The following is a 19,011-nucleotide window of genomic DNA, read 5'->3' as shown; positions in this document are numbered from 1 at the left end:
GTTCAGTAGTGTCGCGTTGCAAACACACGCTGCGGTGAACCATGTCGGATGCTCTCAAGACCTCAGGCATGACCCGGCTGAGAAACTATTTCCTGACCGGCTTCGTCGTTTGCGCGCCATTGGCGATCACCGCCTACATTGCCTGGTCGCTTATCGGCTGGGTCGATTCCTGGGTGAAACCCTACATCCCGGTACGCTACAATCCGGACACCTACCTGCCGTTTCCAGTGCCGGGTTTTGGGCTGATCGTTGCCCTGATCCTCATCACCTTTATCGGTTTCCTGACAGCCAATATCGTCGGTCGCGCCATCGTCAACTTCGGCGAGCGCCTGCTTGGCCGCATGCCGCTGGTGCGCGGCATCTACGGCTCGCTGAAGCAGATTTTCGAGACCGTGCTGTCGAACAAGGGCGACATGTTCCGCCAGGTCGGGTTGGTCGAATATCCGCGCAAGGGGGTCTGGTCGCTGGTCTTCGTCGCCAGCGAGAAGGAAACCGAGATCAACCAGAAGCTCGACCAGCAAGGCGATCCGCTGATTGCGGTGTTCATGCCGTGTACGCCTAACCCGACTACGGGCTTTCTGATGTATGTACCGAAATCCGACATCGTGCTGCTCGACATGACGATCGAGGACGGAGCCAAGCTGATCGTTTCGGCCGGCCTGGTGGCGCCGGCGGTCAAAATGGTGACGGTGAACGGCGAGCAGATCCACGGCGCGCTCGCCAATCCGCCGCTCGACGCGATGCCTCAGCCGGCGCGCAGGAGCCGCACGGCCTCGTCGCGGCCGAATAGATAGAGCAGCAGGCGCAGCGCCGTGCCGCGTTCGGACTGCAGTTCCGGATCACGCGACAGGATCAGCCGCGCATCGTCGCGGGCGGCCTCGAGCAGGTCGGCATGCGCCTCGATGCGCGCCACCTGGAAGCCCGGCGTGCCGGATTGGCGGGTGCCGAGCAACTCGCCTTCGCCGCGCAGCTTCAGATCCTCTTCGGCGATGCGGAAGCCGTCCTCGGTCTCGCGCATCACCGACAGCCGGCGTTTGGCCGTCTCGCCAATCGGGTCCTTGTAGAGCAGCACGCAGGACGACGGCTTGTCGCCGCGCCCGACCCGGCCGCGCAATTGGTGCAACTGGGCAAGGCCAAAACGCTCGGCATGCTCGATGACCATGATTGTTGCGTCAGGCACATCGACGCCGACCTCGATCACCGTGGTGGCGATCAGGATGCGCGTTTCACCCTGCTTGAAGGCGCGCATCGCCTCGTCCTTGTCGGCGCCCTTCATGCGGCCATGCACCAGGCCAATCCGATCACCGAACAGCGGCTTCAGCGAGGCAAAACGGTCCTCGGCCGACATCAGCTTGATCTCCTCGGATTCCTCAACCAGCGGACAGATCCAGTAGATTTTCTGGCCGTCGGCGACAGCGTCGAGCATGCGGCCGATCAGCTCGTCGAGCCGTTCAAGCGGCAAGGTGACGGTGCGGATCGGCTGGCGGCCGGCCGGCTTTTCCGTCAGCTTCGACACGTCCATGTCGCCGAAGGCAGTCAGCACCAGCGTCCGCGGTATCGGCGTTGCCGTCATCACCAGCATGTCGGGCGCATCGCCCTTGGCGGTGATGGCAAGGCGCTGGTGGACGCCGAAACGGTGCTGCTCGTCGACGACGGCGAACACGAGGTCATGGAACGTCACCGTTTGCTGGAACAGCGCATGGGTGCCGACGACGATGTCGATGTCGCCATTGGCCAGCCCGGTCAGCGTGTCGGCGCGCTCGCGGCCGTTTTCGCGGCCGGTGAGGATGGCGACGCGCAAGCCGGACCGTTCCGCCAACGGCGCAATCGTTGCCAGATGCTGGCGCGCCAGGATTTCGGTCGGCGCCATCAATGCCGCCTGGCCGCCGGCCTCGACGGCACGCGCCATGGCAAGCAGCGCGACCACCGTCTTGCCGGAGCCGACATCGCCCTGCAAAAGGCGCAGCATGCGTTCGGGGTCGCCGAGATCGGCGTTGATTTCGGCAAGCGCCATTTCCTGCGACATGGTCAGCGAATAAGGGAGTGCCGCGCGCAATTGTTCGACTATGCGGCCGTCGCCAACGAGTGGCCGGCCCGATAATCGGCGGACCTTGGCCCGGACCAGCGCCAGCGATACCTGGCCGGCCAAGAACTCGTCATAGGCAAGGCGCCGCCACGCCGCGCCGTCGACGGAGACGTCGATCGGGTCGGCAGGATTGTGGACCCGGGTGAGCGCATCGCCGAAAGCAGGAAAGGCGTGGCGGCGCCGGAACTCGCCGTCCTGCCATTCGGGCAGCACCGGCAGGCGGGCCAGCGCTTGGCCAATCGCCCGGCGCAGCACCTTGCCCGAGAGCCCGGCGGTCAGCGGATAGACCGGCTCGACCAATGGGAGGTTTTCTGCGTCGCCGGCAAGTGCGATATGGTCGGGATGAACCATGGTCGGGCGGCCGTTGAACCATTCCATGCGGCCCGAGACGACGACATGCTCGCCTACGGGAATCGCTTTTTCGAGATAGGCGGCATGGGCATGGAAGAAGGTCAGCGCGATCTCGCCAGTGTCGTCATGGGCGTAGACCCGGTAGGGTACCGACCTGTTGCCACGCGGCGGCGGCTGGTGGCGGTCGATGCGCACATCGAGCGTGACGATTGCGCCCTCGGCCGAACCGGCGATGCCCGGCCGGTTGCGGCGATCGATGACAGTATGCGGCAGCACGAACAAGAGGTCGCCGGCGCGCGCTGCCCGGTCGCCGAGATCCGCCGCCACGACTTTCTCGATCAATACGCCAACCTTCGACCCGACGCCGGCAAGCGAGGTGATCGGGACAAACAGCGGATCGAGGAGGGAGGGACGCATGATGTCAGCTTATGTTGCGCCGGCCGGAGCGCAAGGCTGACACCGTCTTCTATCCACGCTATATGCGCCGCCTGGGCAAGGATGTTGCACGATGACCGGAACGACTCGATCAAGCGAGGGGCTCGATACCCGCCGCCGCAAGCTTCTGTTTCGTTCGTGGCACCGCGGCATGCGCGAGATGGACCTGATACTCGGCAGCTTCGCCGATGCCGAGATCGGCGCCTTGACCGGCGACGAAATCGACCAATATGAGAGGCTTCTCGACATTCCCGACACCGAATTCCTGCCTATCGTCACCGGCGAGCGCCCGGTTCCGACGGATATAGATTGTGCCGTCCTGCAAAAAATCCTGGCTTCGCGCCGGGACATGACCTTCTGAACAACGTGTAGCCATGAGCCTTATCCCTACGATCGGTCTGCCGAAAGGCCGCGCCGGCCAGTTCATTGTCGATGGCGTCGCCGACGGCTACGAAGCCTTTGCGCTGGTGCAGGCTGCGCACGAGATCGCCCCTGACAAGCCGGTGCTTTTCGTGGCACGCGACGGCCAGCGTCTGCCGGCGATCGTCGAGGCGCTTGCCTTTGCCGCGCCGGGCCTGCCGGTGCTGGAACTGCCGGCCTGGGATTGCCTGCCTTACGACCGCGTCTCGCCCGGCGCCGATGCCGCCGCAAGGCGGCTCGATGCGCTGGCAGCAATGATTGCGCTGGCGAAGAGGCCGCACCGCGCCGTCATTCTCACCACCGCGAATGCGTTGCTTCAGCGCATTCCGCCGGCGGAACTCGTCGAGGCGCAGACCTTTCACGCCAAGCCCGGTAACCAGATCGACATGAACGTACTGGTGTCGCGGCTGGAGACTTCCGGCTTCGAGCGGGTACCGACGGTGCGCGGCATCGGCGAATTTGCAGTGCGGGGCGGCATCCTCGATCTCTTCGCGCCCGGATGGGCGGAGGCGCTGCGCCTCGATTTCTTCGGCGATACGCTGGAATCGATCCGCGTCTTCGACACCGCAACACAGAGAACCACCGGCCAGCGCAAGTCGATGGCGTTGCAGGCGATGAGCGAGGTGGCGCTGACGCCGGAAACCATCAGCCGCTTCCGCCGTGCCTATATCGAAGCCTTTGGCGCACCCTCGCGCGACGATGGGCTCTATGCGGCGGTCAGCGAGGGCAGGCGGTTTGCCGGCATGGAGCACTGGCTGCCGTTCTTCTATGAGCGGCTGGAAACCGTCTTCGACTATCTACCCGACGCGCCTGTGGTTTTCGACCATCTGGCGCATGAGGCACTGGCCGAGCGCCACACTCTGATCCTCGACCACTACGAAGCGCGCAAGAAGCAGGCCGACGGCGCCTTGAAGGACGCGGTGCCCTACAAGCCGGTGCCGCCGGATCTGCTCTATCTGTCGCCAGAGAACCTGATTGCCTCGCTTGGCCCGCGCGAAGCAATAGACTTCACGTCGTTCGATGCGCCCGATGCCGGTGCGAAAAAGGTGTTCCATGCCGGCTCGCGCCACGGCCGCAGCTTCGTCGAGGAACGCGCCGACCCTAGCGCCAACGTTTTCGACGTCGTCGTAAAACACATTTCCGACGAGCGCGCTGCACGCCGCCGCGTCATCGTCGCCGGCTGGACCGAGGGTTCGCTCGACCGGCTTGGTCAGATCCTGGCCGAGCATCATCTTGGCAATCTGAAGCCGGTGGCGACGCTTGCCGAAGCCGAAAGGCTTGAGCCGGGGCAGGCGGGACTGGCCGTGCTGCCGCTCGAATCCGGCTTCGAGACGGAGAAACTGGTCGTTGTCGCCGAGCAGGACATTCTCGGCGACCGGCTGATCCGACGCTCGAAGCGCAAGAAGCGCGCGTCCGACTTCATCGCCGAGGCTTCGGCGTTGTCCTCGGGCGATATTGTCGTCCATTCCGATCATGGCATTGGCCGTTTCATCGGGTTGCGTACCATCGAGGCGGTTGGTGCGCCTCACGATTGCCTCGAAATCCACTATGCCGGCGATGATCGGCTGTTCCTGCCTGTGGAAAACATCGAGCTGCTGTCGCGCTATGGCTCGGATTCGGCCGAGGCGACGCTCGACAAGCTTGGCGGCGGCGCCTGGCAATCGCGCAAGGCGCGGCTGAAGAAGCGCCTGCTCGACATGGCCGGGCAGCTGATCCGCATCGCCGCCGAGCGGCAGATGCGGGCCGCACCGGCGCTGGTGCCGGCGGAAGGCCTCTATGGCGAGTTTGCAGCGCGTTTTCCCTATGAGGAGACCGATGACCAGCAGACGGCGATCGATTCGGTCATGGATGATCTAGGCGCCGGAAAGCCGATGGACCGGCTGATCTGCGGCGATGTCGGCTTCGGCAAGACCGAAGTTGCACTTCGCGCCGCCTTCATCGCGGCGATGGAAGGCGTTCAGGTGGCGGTGGTGGTGCCGACGACATTGTTGTCGCGCCAGCATTTCAAGACCTTCTCGCAGCGCTTCTCGGGCCTGCCGATCCGTGTCGCCCAGGCCTCGCGGCTGGTCGGCGCCAAGGAACTGGCCGAGGCCAAGAAGGGCATCGCCGAAGGTCAGGTTGACATTGTCGTCGGCACGCACGCGCTGCTCGGCTCCTCGATCTCGTTCAAGAATCTCGGCCTGCTGATCATCGACGAGGAGCAGCATTTCGGCGTCAAGCACAAGGAACGGCTGAAAGACCTGAAGACCGACGTCCACGTCCTGACTTTGTCGGCGACGCCGATCCCGCGAACGTTGCAGCTTGCCTTGACCGGCGTGCGCGAGCTGTCGCTGATCGCTACGCCGCCGGTCGACCGCATGGCAGTGCGCACCTTCATCTCGCCCTTCGATCCGCTGGTCATCCGCGAAACGTTGCTGCGCGAGCGCTACCGTGGCGGCCATTCCTTCTATGTCGTGCCGCGCATCAGCGATCTCGCGGAAATCCATGATTTTCTGCGCGAATCCGTGCCTGAGCTGAAAGTGGCGGTGGCGCATGGCCAGATGCCGCCGGGCGAACTCGACGACATCATGAACGCCTTCTATGACGGCCAGTACGATGTGCTTTTGTCGACCACCATCGTCGAATCCGGCCTCGATATCCCGACCGCCAACACGCTGATAGTGCACCGCGCCGATATGTTCGGACTGTCGCAGCTCTATCAGCTGCGCGGCCGTGTCGGCCGTTCGAAGGTGCGCGCCTACGCGCTGTTCACACTGCCCGCCAACCGCAAGCTCACCGATACAGCCGAGCGTCGGCTGAAAGTGCTGCAGTCGCTCGATACGCTCGGCGCCGGTTTCCAACTGGCTAGCCACGACCTCGATATCCGCGGCGCCGGCAATCTGCTCGGCGAAGAGCAGTCGGGCCACATCAAGGAGGTTGGTTTCCAGCTCTACCAACAGATGCTGGAGGAGGCGGTGGCCGAAGTGAAGGATTCCGGCGAGGTGCAGGACGGCGGCTGGTCGCCGCAGATCGCCGTCGGCACAGCGGTGATGATCCCGGAAAGCTATGTCCCGGACCTGCAGCTCAGGCTGGCGCTCTATCGCCGTCTTGGCGATCTCGAAAATACGGAAGAGATCGATGCTTTCGGCGCCGAGCTGATCGACCGGTTCGGGACGCTGCCGGAAGAGGTAAAACATCTGTTGAAGATCGTCTTCATCAAGGCGCTTTGCCGCAAGGCCAACGTCGAGAAGCTCGACGCCGGGCCGAAAGGCGTCGTCATCCATTTCCGCAAGCGGGAATTCCCCAATCCGGTCGGGCTGGTCAAGCTCATCGGCGAACAGGGCTCGCTGGCCAAGATCCGGCCCGACCAGAGCGTCGTCTTCAGCCGCGACTGGCCGACCCCCGAAAAGCGGCTGGCAGGCTCGGCGGTTGTCATGACGCAGTTGGCACGGCTGGTGGAGAAGGCGGCGGCGTAGCAGGGTGTCGCTGGTGCTCTGGGCACAGCCGCACCGGCACTTTCACCGTGCCGTGCCCATTCGCCACGCGGCCAATTCCGGTCTAGAATAGGAAATCGGCTTCGTGTATGGAGCCGCGACCCCATATTGGGCGGATTGGCGGGCGATGGCGTCCGTGCGAAAGAGCGTTGGGTGCTTCGATGACGAAATGGTCGCCGAATTCGTGGAGAGCTAAGCCGATCCAGCAGGTTCCTGCCTATCCGGACCTTGTCGCGCTGAGGAACACGGAAGCCCAGCTCGCCACCTTTCCGCCGTTGGTTTTTGCAGGTGAGGCGCGCAAGCTGAAGAAGCAGCTTGCAGCCGTCGCTGCCGGGGACGCATTCCTTCTGCAGGGTGGCGATTGCGCCGAGAGCTTCGCCGAGCATGGCGCCGACAATATCCGCGACTTCTTCCGCGTCTTTTTGCAGATGTCGGTGGTACTGACCTTCGCCGGCGCGCAGCCGGTGGTGAAGGTCGGCCGTGTCGCCGGCCAGTTCGCCAAGCCGCGCTCGTCCGACAATGAGACCAAGGGCGGTGTGACGCTGCCCAGCTATCGCGGCGACATCATCAATGGCATCGAGTTCGATGCCAAGTCGCGCATTCCCGATCCTGCGCGGCAGGAGATGGCGTACCGCCAGTCGGCGGCGACGCTCAACCTGTTGCGCGCCTTCGCCCAGGGCGGCTACGCCAGCCTGGAGAACGTGCATCAATGGATGCTCGGCTTCGTGTCCGACAGCCCGCAGGGCGAGAAATACGAGTCGCTCGCCAACCGCATCACCGAGACGATGGACTTCATGAAGGCCGTCGGCATCACCTCGGAGACCAATTACGCACTGCGCGAGACCGATTTCTACACCAGCCACGAAGCGCTGCTGCTCGGTTATGAAGAGGCGCTGACCCGCGTCGATTCGACTTCGGGCGACTGGTACGCCACCTCCGGCCACATGATCTGGATCGGCGATCGCACGCGCCAACCCGACCACGCGCATGTCGAATACTGCCGTGGCATCAAGAACCCGCTCGGCCTGAAATGTGGCCCGTCGCTGACGCCGGACGGCCTGTTGCAGCTCATCGACCTGCTCAATCCGGAGAACGAGCCTGGCCGGCTGACGCTGATTGCCCGCTTCGGTTCCGATAAGGTCGCCGAACATCTGCCCAAACTGGTGCGCGCGGTGCAGAAGGAAGGCCGCAGCGTGGTGTGGTCGTCGGATCCGATGCATGGCAATACCATCGAGGCCGCCGGCTACAAGACACGGCCGTTCGACCGCATCCTGAAGGAGGTGCAGACCTTCTTCGAGGTGCATCGCGTCGAAGGCACGCATCCCGGCGGCATCCACATCGAGATGACCGGCAAGAACGTCACCGAGTGCACCGGTGGTGCCCGCGCCATCACCGCCGAAGAGCTGCAGGATCGCTACCACACCCATTGCGACCCGCGCCTCAATGCCGACCAGGCGATCGAGCTGGCCTTCCTGGTGTCCGATCTGCTCAAGAAGAGCCATCCGGTCCAGCACAAGCAGGCCGTCAACGGCTGATGCGATCTGAACTTTGATATATTGAAAAAGCGCCGGAGAAATCCGGCGCTTTTTGTATTCAATCCGGCGGGCGTCGCATTTGCTGGTGCGTAACGCGCGCAAAACTGGAATCCTGCCAAGCGATGGCAATTGCATTGGGAGGCCGAGATGGCTGACAGTCACAGCGGATCATGCTTGTGCGGGGCAGTGCGGTTGCAGACGCGAGGACCGCTACGCGGCGTTATCTACTGCCATTGCTCGCAGTGCCGAAAGCAGAGCGGGCATTTTTATGCCGCGACCAATGTCGCCGATCGCGACATCACAATCGCCGGCGCAGAGAACGTCACCTGGTACGAGGCATCTTCGTTTGCCAGGCGCGGTTTCTGCAAGACATGCGGATCGCTGCTGTTCTGGAAACCGATGGAGGGTGGCTACGTTTCGGTCATGGCCGGCCTGTTCGACGCGCCAACCGGACTTCAAGGGGAATGTCATATCTTCGTCGGCGACAAGGGCGATTACTACGCGATCGACGATGGGCTGCCGCAGTTCGAGAAGTCGACGCCGTCGATCAAGGTAGCAGACGGCTGATTTTTGAAGAGGCCGCCTTATTCCCTTGATCCAGCCATTGCGCTATCCCCTGCCGGTGATTCCGAAGGGTTTTGGCATGCAGCGGCTGATCGACGCTTTTTACAATTCGGTGCGGGCGTTTCGCAAACTGGCCGCCGGCGAGGAGGCCTTCCAGCTGGAACTGGTCCTGCTTGTGCTTGCGCTGCCGCTCGGCTGGTTCCTTTCAGAATCGTGGCGCGGCTATGCCCTGCTGATCGGCGCGGTGCTGCTCATGATCATGATCGAAGTGCTGAACACCGGCATTGAGGCGGCATGCGACGCGTTCAGCCGGGAATTCAACATCGACATCCAGCTGGCCAAGGATTGCGGTTCGCTGGCAGTGCTGATTTCGGTGGTGATCGTCGCTGGCGTCTGGGGCGTCGCAGTCATCGAGCGCATCGTTGGGGTACCGATCTGAGGTTTCAGGCACCACATGCCGGTTAATCGAGGAGACCGATATGGCCGATACCGCCGGATTTCTGCTGCTTGAACGTGAGGGCCTGCCGGACGATCTGCGCTGGCTGGTGGAAAAATATCCGCGCGAGGACTGGCAGGCGCATGCCAACATCCACGGCATGGCCAATATGTGGCTGCAGCGGCACGACATGTTCCGCGACCTTGGCGGCATGCTCACTAACGGCATTGGCGATTATCGTGAGGGCAGGCTGAACGCGCCGGAATTCGCACGCTGGTTCGCGCCGCGCCTCAATCATTTCCTCGGCAATCTCGATGGCCACCACAATGTCGAGGACCATCACTATTTCCCGGTCTTCGCCAGGGCCGAGACTCGTCTGAAGCGCGGCTTCGAAATCCTGGATGCCGATCACCACACAATCCATGAGGGACTGGAGCGCAATGCCGAGGCGGCAAATGCCTTCATCGGCACGCTTCAGGAGAGCGAGGACAAACAGCGCTTCGCCGCCGATGCCTATGCCGACGAGAACAGCCGGCTGATCGCCATGTTGACCCGGCATCTTGCCGACGAGGAAGACCTGATCATTCCGCTGATCCTCGAGAAGGGCGACCGCGCGCTCGGCATTGATTGACGATCAGCTTCCGTTGCGAAGCTCCTTCTTGGCGAGGACGTGCGACGCCAGCCAGCCGAGGATGGCCACAACGAGACCGATGACCAGGGCGATCAGCAACCGCTCGTGGCGGGCCAGCGCCTGGCCGACGATGCGCTCCGCGCCCAGCCCGAAGACATAACCGACAGTGCAGAACAGTGCCGCCCAGACTACCGACGAGATGGCGTTGAGGATGACGAAGCGCGCTGCGGCGATGCCCGACAGCCCGGCTGCGATACCACCGACCAGGCGCAGGCCATAGATGTAGCGGTTCGACAGCACGAAAATGTTGGGATGAGAGGTGACAAGGCGGTAGGCGTGGCTGAAACCCGGCCGGGCTCGGAGTCCGATCACGAATTTATGGTCGGCGAAGCTCCGTCCCAGGATGAAAAAGAACGTGTCGCCACCGAAGGCGCCGAGCGCCGCCGCGAGGAAGGCCTGCCACGGGACGAAGACATGCTGATGCGCAAAGAAACCGCCAAGGATGGCGGCGCTTTCGCCCTCGGCGACGCAGCCCAGAAAAACCGCGACCAGCCCATATTGCTCAATGAGACGATGAATGGCTTCCGTCATGAAGACGTCCGCTGCTTCGACAGAATCTCGTCGATGCGCTTCACCTGCTCGGCCAGCCGGGCGATCTCGTCTCGCATGCCGATGATCTGGCTGTGGCGCAGTTCGTCGAGCTTTTCATGCAACGCCATGATCTCGATCTCGGCCTTGAGATTAACCTCATAGTCGTGGGCGGCGTCGATACGATCGCGCTCGGTCTGGCGGTTCTGCGCCATCATGATCACTGGCGCCTGCAGGGCAGCAACCATGGAAAGCACGAGATTGAGGAAGATGAAAGGATAGGGATCGAAGGCGGCGCGCGACAAGAGCCAGACATTGCCTGCCGTCCACAGGATCAGGAAGCCAATGAATGTCAGGATGAAGGACCACGAACCGCCGATCCGGGCGATGGTGTCAGCCAGGCGGTCGCCAAACGTCTGGTGAAAGGCGACGGCCTTGTTGGTGTCCTTGGAGATCGTGGTGCGCTCGAGCGTTGATTGCAGCACCCGGCTTTCGAGCGCGCTGAGGCCGTCCGGCTTTCGCTTCAGCCAGCGGTTTGCCAGGTCCTCGATCGTTTTGTTCATCGTCGCCTCCGTCGTCAGCGATAGAGGTAGAAGCTGCCGGTTCATACGGGAAGTGGTAGATTGACGCGATGGGGTCAGGAAACAATGGTGGATTTTCAGAAGATTCGCGCCCGTGCGGCGAAACGCAAAGGCGGTGAGGCAGCGCTGACGTCGCTGCTGGGCCCTACGCCCGACAATGCCGCGCTGGCAAAGATTGCGGATGACCGGATCCTGTCGACCATGGCCGAACGGGTCTTTGCCGCCGGCTTCGTCTGGCGCGTCATCGAGCAGAAATGGCCAGGTTTCGAGGAAGCATTTCTTGGCTTCGAGCCGAAGCGGCTGCTGTTCCAGCCTGACGATTTCTGGCACGATCTCACCGCCGACAAGCGCATCGTGCGCAATCCGCAGAAGATCAAGTCGGTACGCGACAACGCAGCCTTCGTCGAGCGCGTGTCGAAGGAGCATGGCAGCTTCGGCAAGTTCCTCGCCGACTGGCCGGCCGGCGATCAGGTCGGGCTGATGGCTTATCTCGGCAAGCACGGGAGCCGGCTCGGCGGCAATACCGGCCAGTATTTTCTGCGCTGGCTGGAGTGGGACGCCTTCATCGTCTCGGCCGACATGGCGGCAGCGCTGCGCGACGCCGGGCTCGACATCGCGCAGAGCCCGACATCGAAGAAGGACCTAGACAAGATCCAGGTGCAGATCAACGCCTGGGCGGCGGAGACCGAGCTGCCGCGCCGACACATTTCGCGCATTCTGGCAATGTCGATCGGCGAGAACCATCCGCCGGAGGCGCTACGCGAATATATGGGCGAATAGGACCGATTGTTTGGTCCAAACGAACGCCATTGCCCGACGAATTTTGCCGCGCTAAACCCACAGGCATGATCGACAAGACCGCTCCAGACATATTGCGCATCGCCGTCGCCCAGCTCAATCCGACGGTCGGCGACGTCGCCGGCAATCTTGCCAAGGCGCGCGAGGCGAGGGCGGATGCCGCCCGCCAGGGCGCCGATCTCGTGCTGTTCACCGAGCTTTTCCTGGCCGGCTATCCGCCTGAGGATCTGGTGCTGAAGCCCGCCTTCCTGAAGGCCTGCGAGCGGGCTGCCGAGGACTTCGCCGGCGATACCGCCGATGGCGGCCCGGGCGTCATCATCGGCACGCCGCTGAAGCGCAAGACCGGCACGCACAATTCGATCATCTTTGCCGATGGCGGCAAGATCCTTGCCGAACGCTACAAGCTCGATCTGCCGAATTACGGTGAGTTCGACGAGAAGCGCGTCTTCCAGGCCGGACCCGAGATCCAAGGGCCGGTCAATTTCCGCGGCGTGCGGGTGGGAGTGCCGATCTGTGAAGATATCTGGGGCGAGATTGCCGTCTGCGAGACGCTGGCCGAAAGCGGCGCGGAAATCCTGCTGGTCCCGAACGGCTCGCCCTATTACCGCGGCAAGGTCGACGTCCGCCACCAGATCGTCATCCGCCAGGTCATCGAATGCGGACTGCCGATTATCTATGCCAACCAGCTTGGCGGCCAGGACGAGCTGATCTTCGACGGCGCGTCGTTTGCCATAGGCTCTGACAAGACGCTGGCCTTCCAGATGAGCCAGTTCGAGGAGACGGTCAACGTCACCACCTGGAAGCGAAAGAATGACGTCTGGGTCTGCTCTGACGGACCGATGTCGAAAATCCCGGAGAAGGAGGAGGCCGACTATCGCGCCTGCATGTTGGGCCTGCGCGACTACGTCAACAAGAACGGCTTCAAGAATGTCGTGCTCGGCCTTTCCGGCGGCATCGATTCGGCGATCTGCGCGGCACTTGCCGTCGATGCGCTCGGCGAGGAACGGCTGCGCGCCGTGATGATGCCTTACCGCTACACTTCGACGGACTCGCTCAAGGACGCCGAGGACTGCGCCCGCGCGCTCGGCTGCCGCTACGATATCGTGCCGATCTTCGAGCCGGTCGAGGGCTTCCTGCACACACTGACGCAGCTTTTCGAGGGCACCAAGGAAGGCATCACCGAGGAAAACCTGCAGAGCCGGGCCCGTGGCACCATCCTGATGGCGATTTCCAACAAGTTCGGCTCGATGGTGGTCACTACCGGCAACAAGAGCGAGATGTCGGTAGGCTACGCCACGCTCTATGGCGACATGAATGGCGGCTTCAACCCGATAAAGGACCTCTACAAGATGCAGGTCTATGCGTTGTCGCGCTGGCGCAACGCGCATGTGCCGCCGGGCGCGCTAGGCCCGTCCGGCGAGGTGATCCCGAACAATATCATCGACAAGGCGCCCTCGGCGGAACTGCGCGAGAACCAGACCGACCAGGATTCGCTGCCGCCCTATCCAGTGCTCGACGACATATTGGAGTGTCTGGTCGAGAACGAGATGGGTGTCGACGAGATCGTTGCGCGCGGCCATGACCGGGCGACGGTGACGCGCGTCGAGCACCTGCTTTACGTCGCCGAATACAAGCGCCGGCAGGCAGCGCCCGGCGTGAAGATCACCAGGAAGAATTTTGGCCGCGACCGCCGCTATCCTATTACCAACCGGTTCAGGGATGGCGGGTAGGCGATTGGCTGCATAACGGTTTAGCCATGGCCAACTTTGAAATCAGCTTCGACCTGTCGCAGATCGACTTCCGGGCGACGTCCGACATTTTGAAGGAGAGCTATTGGGGCAGCGGCCGCAGCGATGAACTGCACCGCCGCGCCTTTGCCAACTCACTGTGCGTCGGCGCCTATGTCGGCGGCAATCAAGTCGGCTTTGGCCGGGCGATCACCGACCGTACGGTATTTGCCTATCTCGCCGACATCATTGTCTGGCCCGGGTATCGCGGGCAAGGCATCGGGACCCGGCTTGTCCAGGCGCTTATCGACCACCCGGATTGCAAGACTGTCACCCACTGGAGCCTGTCTACCAACGATGCCCACGCGGTCTACGAGAAGCTCGGCTTCAGGCCTTCCACCGACGGCCGCTATATGCGCCTCGACCGCGTCCCGGCAGCCTGAACAGAGGCAGCGCACAACCGACCGTTGTTGCAAAATCGTCTCACTGGTTGGACCAGATGCGCTTTCGACCATCTACTGACTTGGCGCGGCGTTGAGGCGTCTCTATAAACGCCTTTCCGCGATCCCCTTGGGGAGGACCGAAATGCCAGGATTTGACATCGTTATGCGAGGCCGCGAAGCCTAGGTCCCAATCGGTGAGCCCGAAGGTTCTTACCTTTGCGGCGAAGCCGAGCTGAGAACAGGCGTTCGTCGATGCCGGTCGCCGCCCGTATTCGGGCGAGCCGCCAAATGTGCCGAACCTCCGCATTCCTTGGGTGCTAATTCGCCCGACGCGGTTTTTTCAATTTCGACCTTTCCGGGATCGGGCTCGTTGCGCCCGAATGACATCATGGCTCGTTTTCGAATAGATTTGCGCGCGGGCGCCTTTCGCAGCGTTCTTGGTTTTACGCTCAGTCATTGGCGGCGCCAGCCGTGGCGGCTTTCGCTGATCATGGCCACATTCCTGCTGTCGACCCTGGCCGACGTGCTGACGCCGCTCTATTCCGGCCGGCTGGTCGACGCCGTTGCCAGCAGTGCCACTGCCGACGATGTCGCATGGAATGCCGCGACGGCTGCCTTTTCGATGCTGGTGGCCCTGGCGCTCACCGGTGTCGTGCTGCGCAATCTCGCCTTCATGGCCATCGTCGAACTGACCCTGAAGATGATGGCCGACATCGCCGCCGATGCCTTCCACCGCGTCCAGCGCTTCTCCACCGACTGGCACGCAAACAGCTTCGCCGGATCGACGGTGCGCAAGATAACGCGCGGCATGTGGGCGCTCGACCTGCTCAACGACACGATCCTGATCGCGCTGCTGCCGTCGGTCGTCATGCTTGTCGGCTCGACGCTGTTGCTCGGCTGGTTCTGGCCGCTGATGGGCGCGGTCGTCGCGACGGGCTCGGTGCTGTTCATCGCCGTGACGACGATGCTGTCGCTCGGCTATGTCGCCCCCGCGGCAAGGCTTGCCAATGCGTGGGATACGCGGCTTGGCGGCTCGCTGGCCGATGCGGTGAGCTGTAATGCCGTGGTCAAGGGTTTTGGCGCCGAGGAGCGCGAGGAGACACGGCTTGCCGACGTCGTCGCCAAATGGCGCGCACGCACGCGGCGCACCTGGGTGCGCGGCACCGTCAACGGCACCACGCAAGGCACGATGCTGCTGCTTTTGAGGGCAGCGGTCATTGGGTTCTCACTGCTTTTGTGGTCGTGGGGGCAGGCGAGCGCCGGCGACGTCGCCTTCGTGCTGACCTCATTCTTCGTGCTGCAAGGCTATCTGCGCGACATCGGCACGCATATCCGCAATCTGCAGCGCTCGATCAACGATATGGAGGAACTGGTCGACTTCCAGTCCGAACCACTCGGCATCGAGGATCGGCCCCGCGCCAAACCGATCCGGATCACCGATGGCCGTATCACCTTCGACAATGTCACGTTCCACTACGGCAACCATCGCTTGCCGCTCTATCGCGACTTTTCGGTGGATATCGCGCCGGGCGAGCGGGTCGGGCTGGTTGGCCATTCGGGCTCCGGCAAGACGACATTCGTCAAGCTGATCCAGCGCCTCTATGACGTGACTGCGGGCAATATCCTGATCGACGGCCAGGATATTGCCAATGTCGCGCAGGCGTCGCTGCGCGCACAGATCGCGATCGTCCAGCAGGAGCCGATCCTGTTCCACCGGTCGCTGGCTGAAAACATCGCCTATGCCCGGCCGAGCGCCACGCAGGCCGAGATCGAACACGCGGCGCGCTTGGCCAGCGCGCATGACTTCATCGCCGATTTGCCGAAAGGCTATGGCACGCTGGTCGGCGAGCGTGGCGTAAAGCTGTCGGGCGGCGAGCGTCAGCGTGTTGCAATCGCACGCGCCTTCCTCGCCGATGCGCGCATCCTCATCCTGGACGAGGCAACGTCGAGCCTCGATTCGGAATCGGAGGTGCTGATCCAGCAGGCGATGGAGCGCTTGATGGTCGGCCGCACGACGCTGGTCATCGCCCACCGGCTGTCGACCGTGCGCGCGCTGGACAGGCTTCTGGTGTTCGATCGCGGCCGCATTGTCGAGGAGGGATCGCATGACCAACTGATCCGGCTGCAAGGCGGCATCTACCGCCGGCTGTTCGAACGCCAGGCGCTCGAACTGACCAAGGGCCTGGTGATCTGACGGTTACGGCGCGGCGCGTCTTAATGGACGCGCGGCGCTGCCGTCTTTTCTTCGTCTTCGTCATGTTCTATGTCTGCCGCAGAGCGCGGGGGCGCGTCTTGTCAACAGCAAAACCATCCGGTACGCCCCGCTCATGACAGTTACCGTCCGTTTCGCCCCGTCACCGACCGGCCGCATCCATATCGGCAATGCGCGCACCGCTTTGTTCAACTGGCTGTTCGCCATCAAGAACAAGGGCCGCTTCATCCAGCGCTTCGACGATACCGACGTTGCCCGTTCGACGCAGGAATTTTCCGACGCCATCCTTTATGACCTGCATTGGCTGGGCATCTTCCCCGATGCCACGGAGTATCAGTCGCGGCGGGTCGAAATCTATGATGCCGCACTGGAAAGGCTGAAGGAGGCCCGCCTCGTCTATGCCTGCTATGAGACGCCTGAAGAGCTCGACCTGAGGCGCAAGGTGCGCCGCACGCGTGGCCTGCCGCCAGTCTATGGCCGCGAGGCGCTGACGCTGGCACCCGAGCAGGTCGCGGAATATGAGGCCGATGGCCGGCGGCCGCACTGGCGCTTTCTGCTGCCCAACTTCAGCAGCGATCCGCTGCAGCCGGAGCGCACCGAAATCCACTGGAACGACCTGGTGCGCGGCGAGGAGACCGTCGACCTCGCCTCGCTTTCAGATCCCGTTCTGCGGCGCGAGGACGGCACCTATCTCTACACACTGCCTTCGGTGATCGACGACATCGACATGGGCGTCAGCCATGTCATTCGTGGCGACGACCACGTCACCAATACCGGCGTCCAGATAGCCCTGTTCCGGGCGCTCAGCGCCGAGCCGCCGGTGTTCGGCCACCACAATCTTCTGACAACAGCATCAGGCGAGGGGCTTTCCAAGCGCACCGGCGCGCTGTCCATACAGAGCCTGCGTGAGAGCGGCATAGAGCCAATGGCGGTCGCTTCGCTGGCGGTACTCGTCGGTACCTCGGAAAACGTCGTGGCGGTGCCGACGATGGCTGAACTTGCCGAGCGCTTCGATCCGGCGGCAACATCGAAATCCGCCGCCAAATTCGATCCGGACGAGCTCTTCGTGCTCAACCGCACGCTGCTGCACCACATGCCCTTTTCCGAGGCGCGCGACCGGCTGATCGTGCTCGGCATCTCTGGCGAACAGGCCGAGCCTTTCTGGCTGGCGGTGCGCGGCAATCTCGACAGGCTGGCCGATGCGGCGATCTGGTGGCGCACACTTCGCGACGGTCCAGAGGAGCCGGCGGAGTTTTCCGACGATGACCGCGACTTTCTTCGCCAGGCGTTCGAACTGCTGCCGGAGGAGCCTTGGAACGGCACCGTCTGGAAAGACTGGACCGGCAAAATCCGAGCGGCGAGCGGCCGTAAGGGCAAGGCGCTGTTCATGCCGCTGAGGCTGGCGCTTACGGGACAGCCTTCGGGTCCGGAGCTTGCAGATCTGTTGCCGCTGCTGGGTCGGGAAGGAACGTTGGCCCGACGACCCTGACCTTGCGCTGTTCGGGCGGCGGCAGGGACGTCAGCGAAGGCACGGGTTTGACGGCAAGGCGTCTGATCGCCTCACGGTCGAGGCCGCCTTCCGCGTTGGCCAAGGTCTCCGGGTCGGCGCCCGGATCAGGCCTGGCAACCGGCACCGGAATGAACGGAGTGGTCTCCACGTTCGCTTCGGATCGTTCCGGGCTGGGCGGGTTGCCGGCGATGATTTCGAAATTCTGCGCGGCATTGCAGCCGCATGCCGGCGGCCGTGGCATGTCGGACTGCTTGTAGAGGTAGGCCGTCGGCAGTTCGATATAAGGCCTGCCGGTCACCGAAGACGTCATGGACGCCGAATCGCTGTTCATGCCGCGCGTGTAGAAAACCTGCATCTCGGTGCCGGGGCAGCTCGATTCGCAATTCTTCTGGTCGCGCTCGAAATCGCCGAGCGAGGCAGCATTCGACATCGGGAAGAAATAACCGTCGCAGGTCCGCACACACATGGTGCGGAATTCTCCTCGCGGCTGGCCCATGTCGGCGTTGTTGAGCAGGGTGCGGATGTTGCCCGGCTGACTTAGCTCTTCAGCCTGGCTGGGCTCTTCACGCTGGTCGGGCGCATCGGATTCACTGCCCAAAAGCTGCTCGAGCAGGTTTCCGTTGCCGTTTTCATCGCTGGCTTCGCGAACCGGTGCGGGCTTTGATAGCGCCGCTTCGTCGCGGCAGCCATTGGCGTCAAGCGAGGTCAATATGCGCGCGCGATCGCGTCGCGAACCACCGCTGTCAAGCTCAGCGCGCTTGGCCTGCAAGTCGTCGAGATTGGCAGCCATGCGATCGATGGTGGCGTCGAGTGCCGCGCATACGTTGGCGTTGCGGCGAGACAGCGAAAAGCCGCAGCCGGCGCTGCTGGATTGGCTGACGGCCTTTGAAATCTGCTGGCGCTGCCGGGCGATCGCGTCGTCATATTTCCTGAGCAAGGCCGGTTTGCCGCCGCCACCACGAGAAGCGGCAGCAAGATCGGTTTCAAGCTGGCGGCAGAGGCGGGAGGCGGCCTGCGCCTGAGTGACGGCGATGTCGCACAGTAGCAGGGCACCGAGCAGCGCGGCGGCCCGCGTCAGCTTCCAACGTGCGCCCGTCATCGCTCCGGAACTCCGCCTGTCTGCCGTTCTGAAAGCTACCGCGCTTGCGGTTAAGCGTTTGTTTAGCATATCGCTGATTCCGGCTTCAGCCCAAATCGGCGATGGCTTGCGCCTTGTGCGCG

Annotated in this window: 16 protein-coding genes; 12 read left to right on the top strand and 4 right to left on the bottom strand. The window is 63.1% G+C overall.

Translation table 11 applies throughout. The annotated features are described in order from the left end of the window. The first annotated feature begins 41 nt into the window (after positions 1-41). Positions 42-794: a DUF502 domain-containing protein gene (locus NKH71_RS21305; RefSeq protein ID WP_031194320.1), complete on the top strand. Its 753-nt coding sequence runs from the start codon at positions 42-44 to the stop codon at positions 792-794. Here the strand turns inward: NKH71_RS21305 and recG are convergent. Beyond that, positions 746-2,854 carry an ATP-dependent DNA helicase RecG gene (gene recG / locus NKH71_RS21300; protein WP_352895318.1) on the bottom strand — a complete coding sequence of 703 codons (2,109 nt, stop codon included), beginning with the start codon at positions 2,852-2,854 and terminating at the stop codon, positions 746-748. The genes NKH71_RS21305 and recG overlap by 49 nt on opposite strands. Before the next feature lie 91 nt (positions 2,855-2,945). Between recG and NKH71_RS21295 the strand changes: the two genes are divergently transcribed. The 6 genes from NKH71_RS21295 to NKH71_RS21270 all read left to right on the top strand — a co-directional run bounded on the left by NKH71_RS21295 (position 2,946) and on the right by NKH71_RS21270 (position 9,931). Beyond that, the gene (locus NKH71_RS21295) at positions 2,946-3,233 is read left to right on the top strand and encodes a succinate dehydrogenase assembly factor 2 (RefSeq protein WP_023720093.1); all 288 of its coding nucleotides are present in this window, start codon (positions 2,946-2,948) and stop codon (positions 3,231-3,233) included. Between the two features lie 13 nt (positions 3,234-3,246). Beyond that, positions 3,247-6,747, top strand: coding sequence for a transcription-repair coupling factor (mfd, locus tag NKH71_RS21290; RefSeq protein WP_352789196.1), 3,501 nt, complete (start codon positions 3,247-3,249; stop codon positions 6,745-6,747). 179 nt (positions 6,748-6,926) lie between these two features. Beyond that, the gene (locus NKH71_RS21285) at positions 6,927-8,300 is read left to right on the top strand and encodes a class II 3-deoxy-7-phosphoheptulonate synthase (RefSeq protein WP_352482211.1); all 1,374 of its coding nucleotides are present in this window, start codon (positions 6,927-6,929) and stop codon (positions 8,298-8,300) included. 147 nt (positions 8,301-8,447) lie between these two features. Next, positions 8,448-8,867 carry a GFA family protein gene (locus NKH71_RS21280; protein ID WP_352482212.1) on the top strand — a complete coding sequence of 140 codons (420 nt, stop codon included), beginning with the start codon at positions 8,448-8,450 and terminating at the stop codon, positions 8,865-8,867. Positions 8,868-8,943: 76 nt separating this feature from the next. Next, complete coding sequence (locus NKH71_RS21275) at positions 8,944-9,303, top strand: diacylglycerol kinase (protein ID WP_023720089.1); 360 nt, start codon at positions 8,944-8,946, stop codon at positions 9,301-9,303. 40 nt (positions 9,304-9,343) lie between these two features. Then, positions 9,344-9,931, top strand: coding sequence for a hemerythrin domain-containing protein (locus tag NKH71_RS21270; RefSeq protein WP_023720088.1), 588 nt, complete (start codon positions 9,344-9,346; stop codon positions 9,929-9,931). 3 nt (positions 9,932-9,934) lie between these two features. Here the strand turns inward: NKH71_RS21270 and NKH71_RS21265 are convergent, their stop codons facing one another. Both NKH71_RS21265 and NKH71_RS21260 read right to left on the bottom strand, forming a co-directional pair. Next, a complete protein-coding gene (locus tag NKH71_RS21265; protein ID WP_352789198.1) occupies positions 9,935-10,522 on the bottom strand; it encodes a DedA family protein in 588 nt (195 codons plus the stop codon). Beyond that, positions 10,519-11,082, bottom strand: coding sequence for a DUF1003 domain-containing protein (locus tag NKH71_RS21260; RefSeq protein ID WP_023720086.1), 564 nt, complete (start codon positions 11,080-11,082; stop codon positions 10,519-10,521). Before NKH71_RS21260 ends, NKH71_RS21265 begins: the two co-directional genes overlap by 4 nt. Positions 11,083-11,166: 84 nt before the next feature. On the opposite strand from NKH71_RS21260, the gene NKH71_RS21255 reads away from it, so the two are divergent. From NKH71_RS21255 to gltX, 5 genes are all read left to right on the top strand, one after another. Next, the gene (locus NKH71_RS21255) at positions 11,167-11,880 is read left to right on the top strand and encodes a DNA-3-methyladenine glycosylase I (protein ID WP_023720085.1); all 714 of its coding nucleotides are present in this window, start codon (positions 11,167-11,169) and stop codon (positions 11,878-11,880) included. Between the two features lie 65 nt (positions 11,881-11,945). Next, on the top strand, positions 11,946-13,628 hold the full coding sequence (locus tag NKH71_RS21250) for an NAD+ synthase (protein WP_352494564.1): 1,683 nt from the start codon (positions 11,946-11,948) through the stop codon (positions 13,626-13,628). A 26-nt stretch (positions 13,629-13,654) separates the two neighbouring features. Next, positions 13,655-14,068: a GNAT family N-acetyltransferase gene (locus tag NKH71_RS21245; RefSeq protein WP_352482216.1), complete on the top strand. Its 414-nt coding sequence runs from the start codon at positions 13,655-13,657 to the stop codon at positions 14,066-14,068. A 388-nt stretch (positions 14,069-14,456) separates the two neighbouring features. Next, on the top strand, positions 14,457-16,262 hold the full coding sequence (locus tag NKH71_RS21240) for an ABC transporter ATP-binding protein (RefSeq protein WP_352494565.1): 1,806 nt from the start codon (positions 14,457-14,459) through the stop codon (positions 16,260-16,262). A gap of 133 nt (positions 16,263-16,395) precedes the next feature. Beyond that, positions 16,396-17,769, top strand: coding sequence for a glutamate--tRNA ligase (gltX, locus tag NKH71_RS21235; protein ID WP_352482218.1), 1,374 nt, complete (start codon positions 16,396-16,398; stop codon positions 17,767-17,769). Here the strand turns inward: gltX and NKH71_RS21230 are convergent. After that, positions 17,687-18,889, bottom strand: a complete 1,203-nt coding sequence (locus tag NKH71_RS21230; protein ID WP_352789200.1) for a DUF2865 domain-containing protein — start codon at positions 18,887-18,889, stop codon at positions 17,687-17,689. The two genes, gltX and NKH71_RS21230, sit on opposite strands and share 83 nt — an antisense overlap. Between the last annotated feature and the right edge of the window lie 122 nt (positions 18,890-19,011).

This window comes from Mesorhizobium sp. M0983 (genome assembly GCF_040318975.1).
Lineage (GTDB): Bacteria > Pseudomonadota > Alphaproteobacteria > Rhizobiales > Rhizobiaceae > Mesorhizobium.
Note: the sequence above shows the minus strand (reverse complement) of the source record. Positions and strands in the feature narration are given on the sequence as shown.

Coding starts and splice junctions, on each gene's coding strand:
- NKH71_RS21270 (WP_023720088.1), top strand. CDS start 9,344: ATGGCCGATACCGCCGGATTTCTGCTGCTTGAACGTGAGGGCCTGCCG.
- NKH71_RS21240 (WP_352494565.1), top strand. CDS start 14,457: ATGGCTCGTTTTCGAATAGATTTGCGCGCGGGCGCCTTTCGCAGCGTT.
- gltX (WP_352482218.1), top strand. CDS start 16,396: ATGACAGTTACCGTCCGTTTCGCCCCGTCACCGACCGGCCGCATCCAT.
- mfd (WP_352789196.1), top strand. CDS start 3,247: ATGAGCCTTATCCCTACGATCGGTCTGCCGAAAGGCCGCGCCGGCCAG.
- NKH71_RS21255 (WP_023720085.1), top strand. CDS start 11,167: ATGGTGGATTTTCAGAAGATTCGCGCCCGTGCGGCGAAACGCAAAGGC.
- NKH71_RS21305 (WP_031194320.1), top strand. CDS start 42: ATGTCGGATGCTCTCAAGACCTCAGGCATGACCCGGCTGAGAAACTAT.
- NKH71_RS21285 (WP_352482211.1), top strand. CDS start 6,927: ATGACGAAATGGTCGCCGAATTCGTGGAGAGCTAAGCCGATCCAGCAG.
- NKH71_RS21265 (WP_352789198.1), bottom strand. CDS start 10,522: ATGACGGAAGCCATTCATCGTCTCATTGAGCAATATGGGCTGGTCGCG.
- NKH71_RS21230 (WP_352789200.1), bottom strand. CDS start 18,889: ATGACGGGCGCACGTTGGAAGCTGACGCGGGCCGCCGCGCTGCTCGGT.
- recG (WP_352895318.1), bottom strand. CDS start 2,854: ATGCGTCCCTCCCTCCTCGATCCGCTGTTTGTCCCGATCACCTCGCTT.
- NKH71_RS21260 (WP_023720086.1), bottom strand. CDS start 11,082: ATGAACAAAACGATCGAGGACCTGGCAAACCGCTGGCTGAAGCGAAAG.
- NKH71_RS21275 (WP_023720089.1), top strand. CDS start 8,944: ATGCAGCGGCTGATCGACGCTTTTTACAATTCGGTGCGGGCGTTTCGC.
- NKH71_RS21295 (WP_023720093.1), top strand. CDS start 2,946: ATGACCGGAACGACTCGATCAAGCGAGGGGCTCGATACCCGCCGCCGC.
- NKH71_RS21250 (WP_352494564.1), top strand. CDS start 11,946: ATGATCGACAAGACCGCTCCAGACATATTGCGCATCGCCGTCGCCCAG.
- NKH71_RS21245 (WP_352482216.1), top strand. CDS start 13,655: ATGGCCAACTTTGAAATCAGCTTCGACCTGTCGCAGATCGACTTCCGG.
- NKH71_RS21280 (WP_352482212.1), top strand. CDS start 8,448: ATGGCTGACAGTCACAGCGGATCATGCTTGTGCGGGGCAGTGCGGTTG.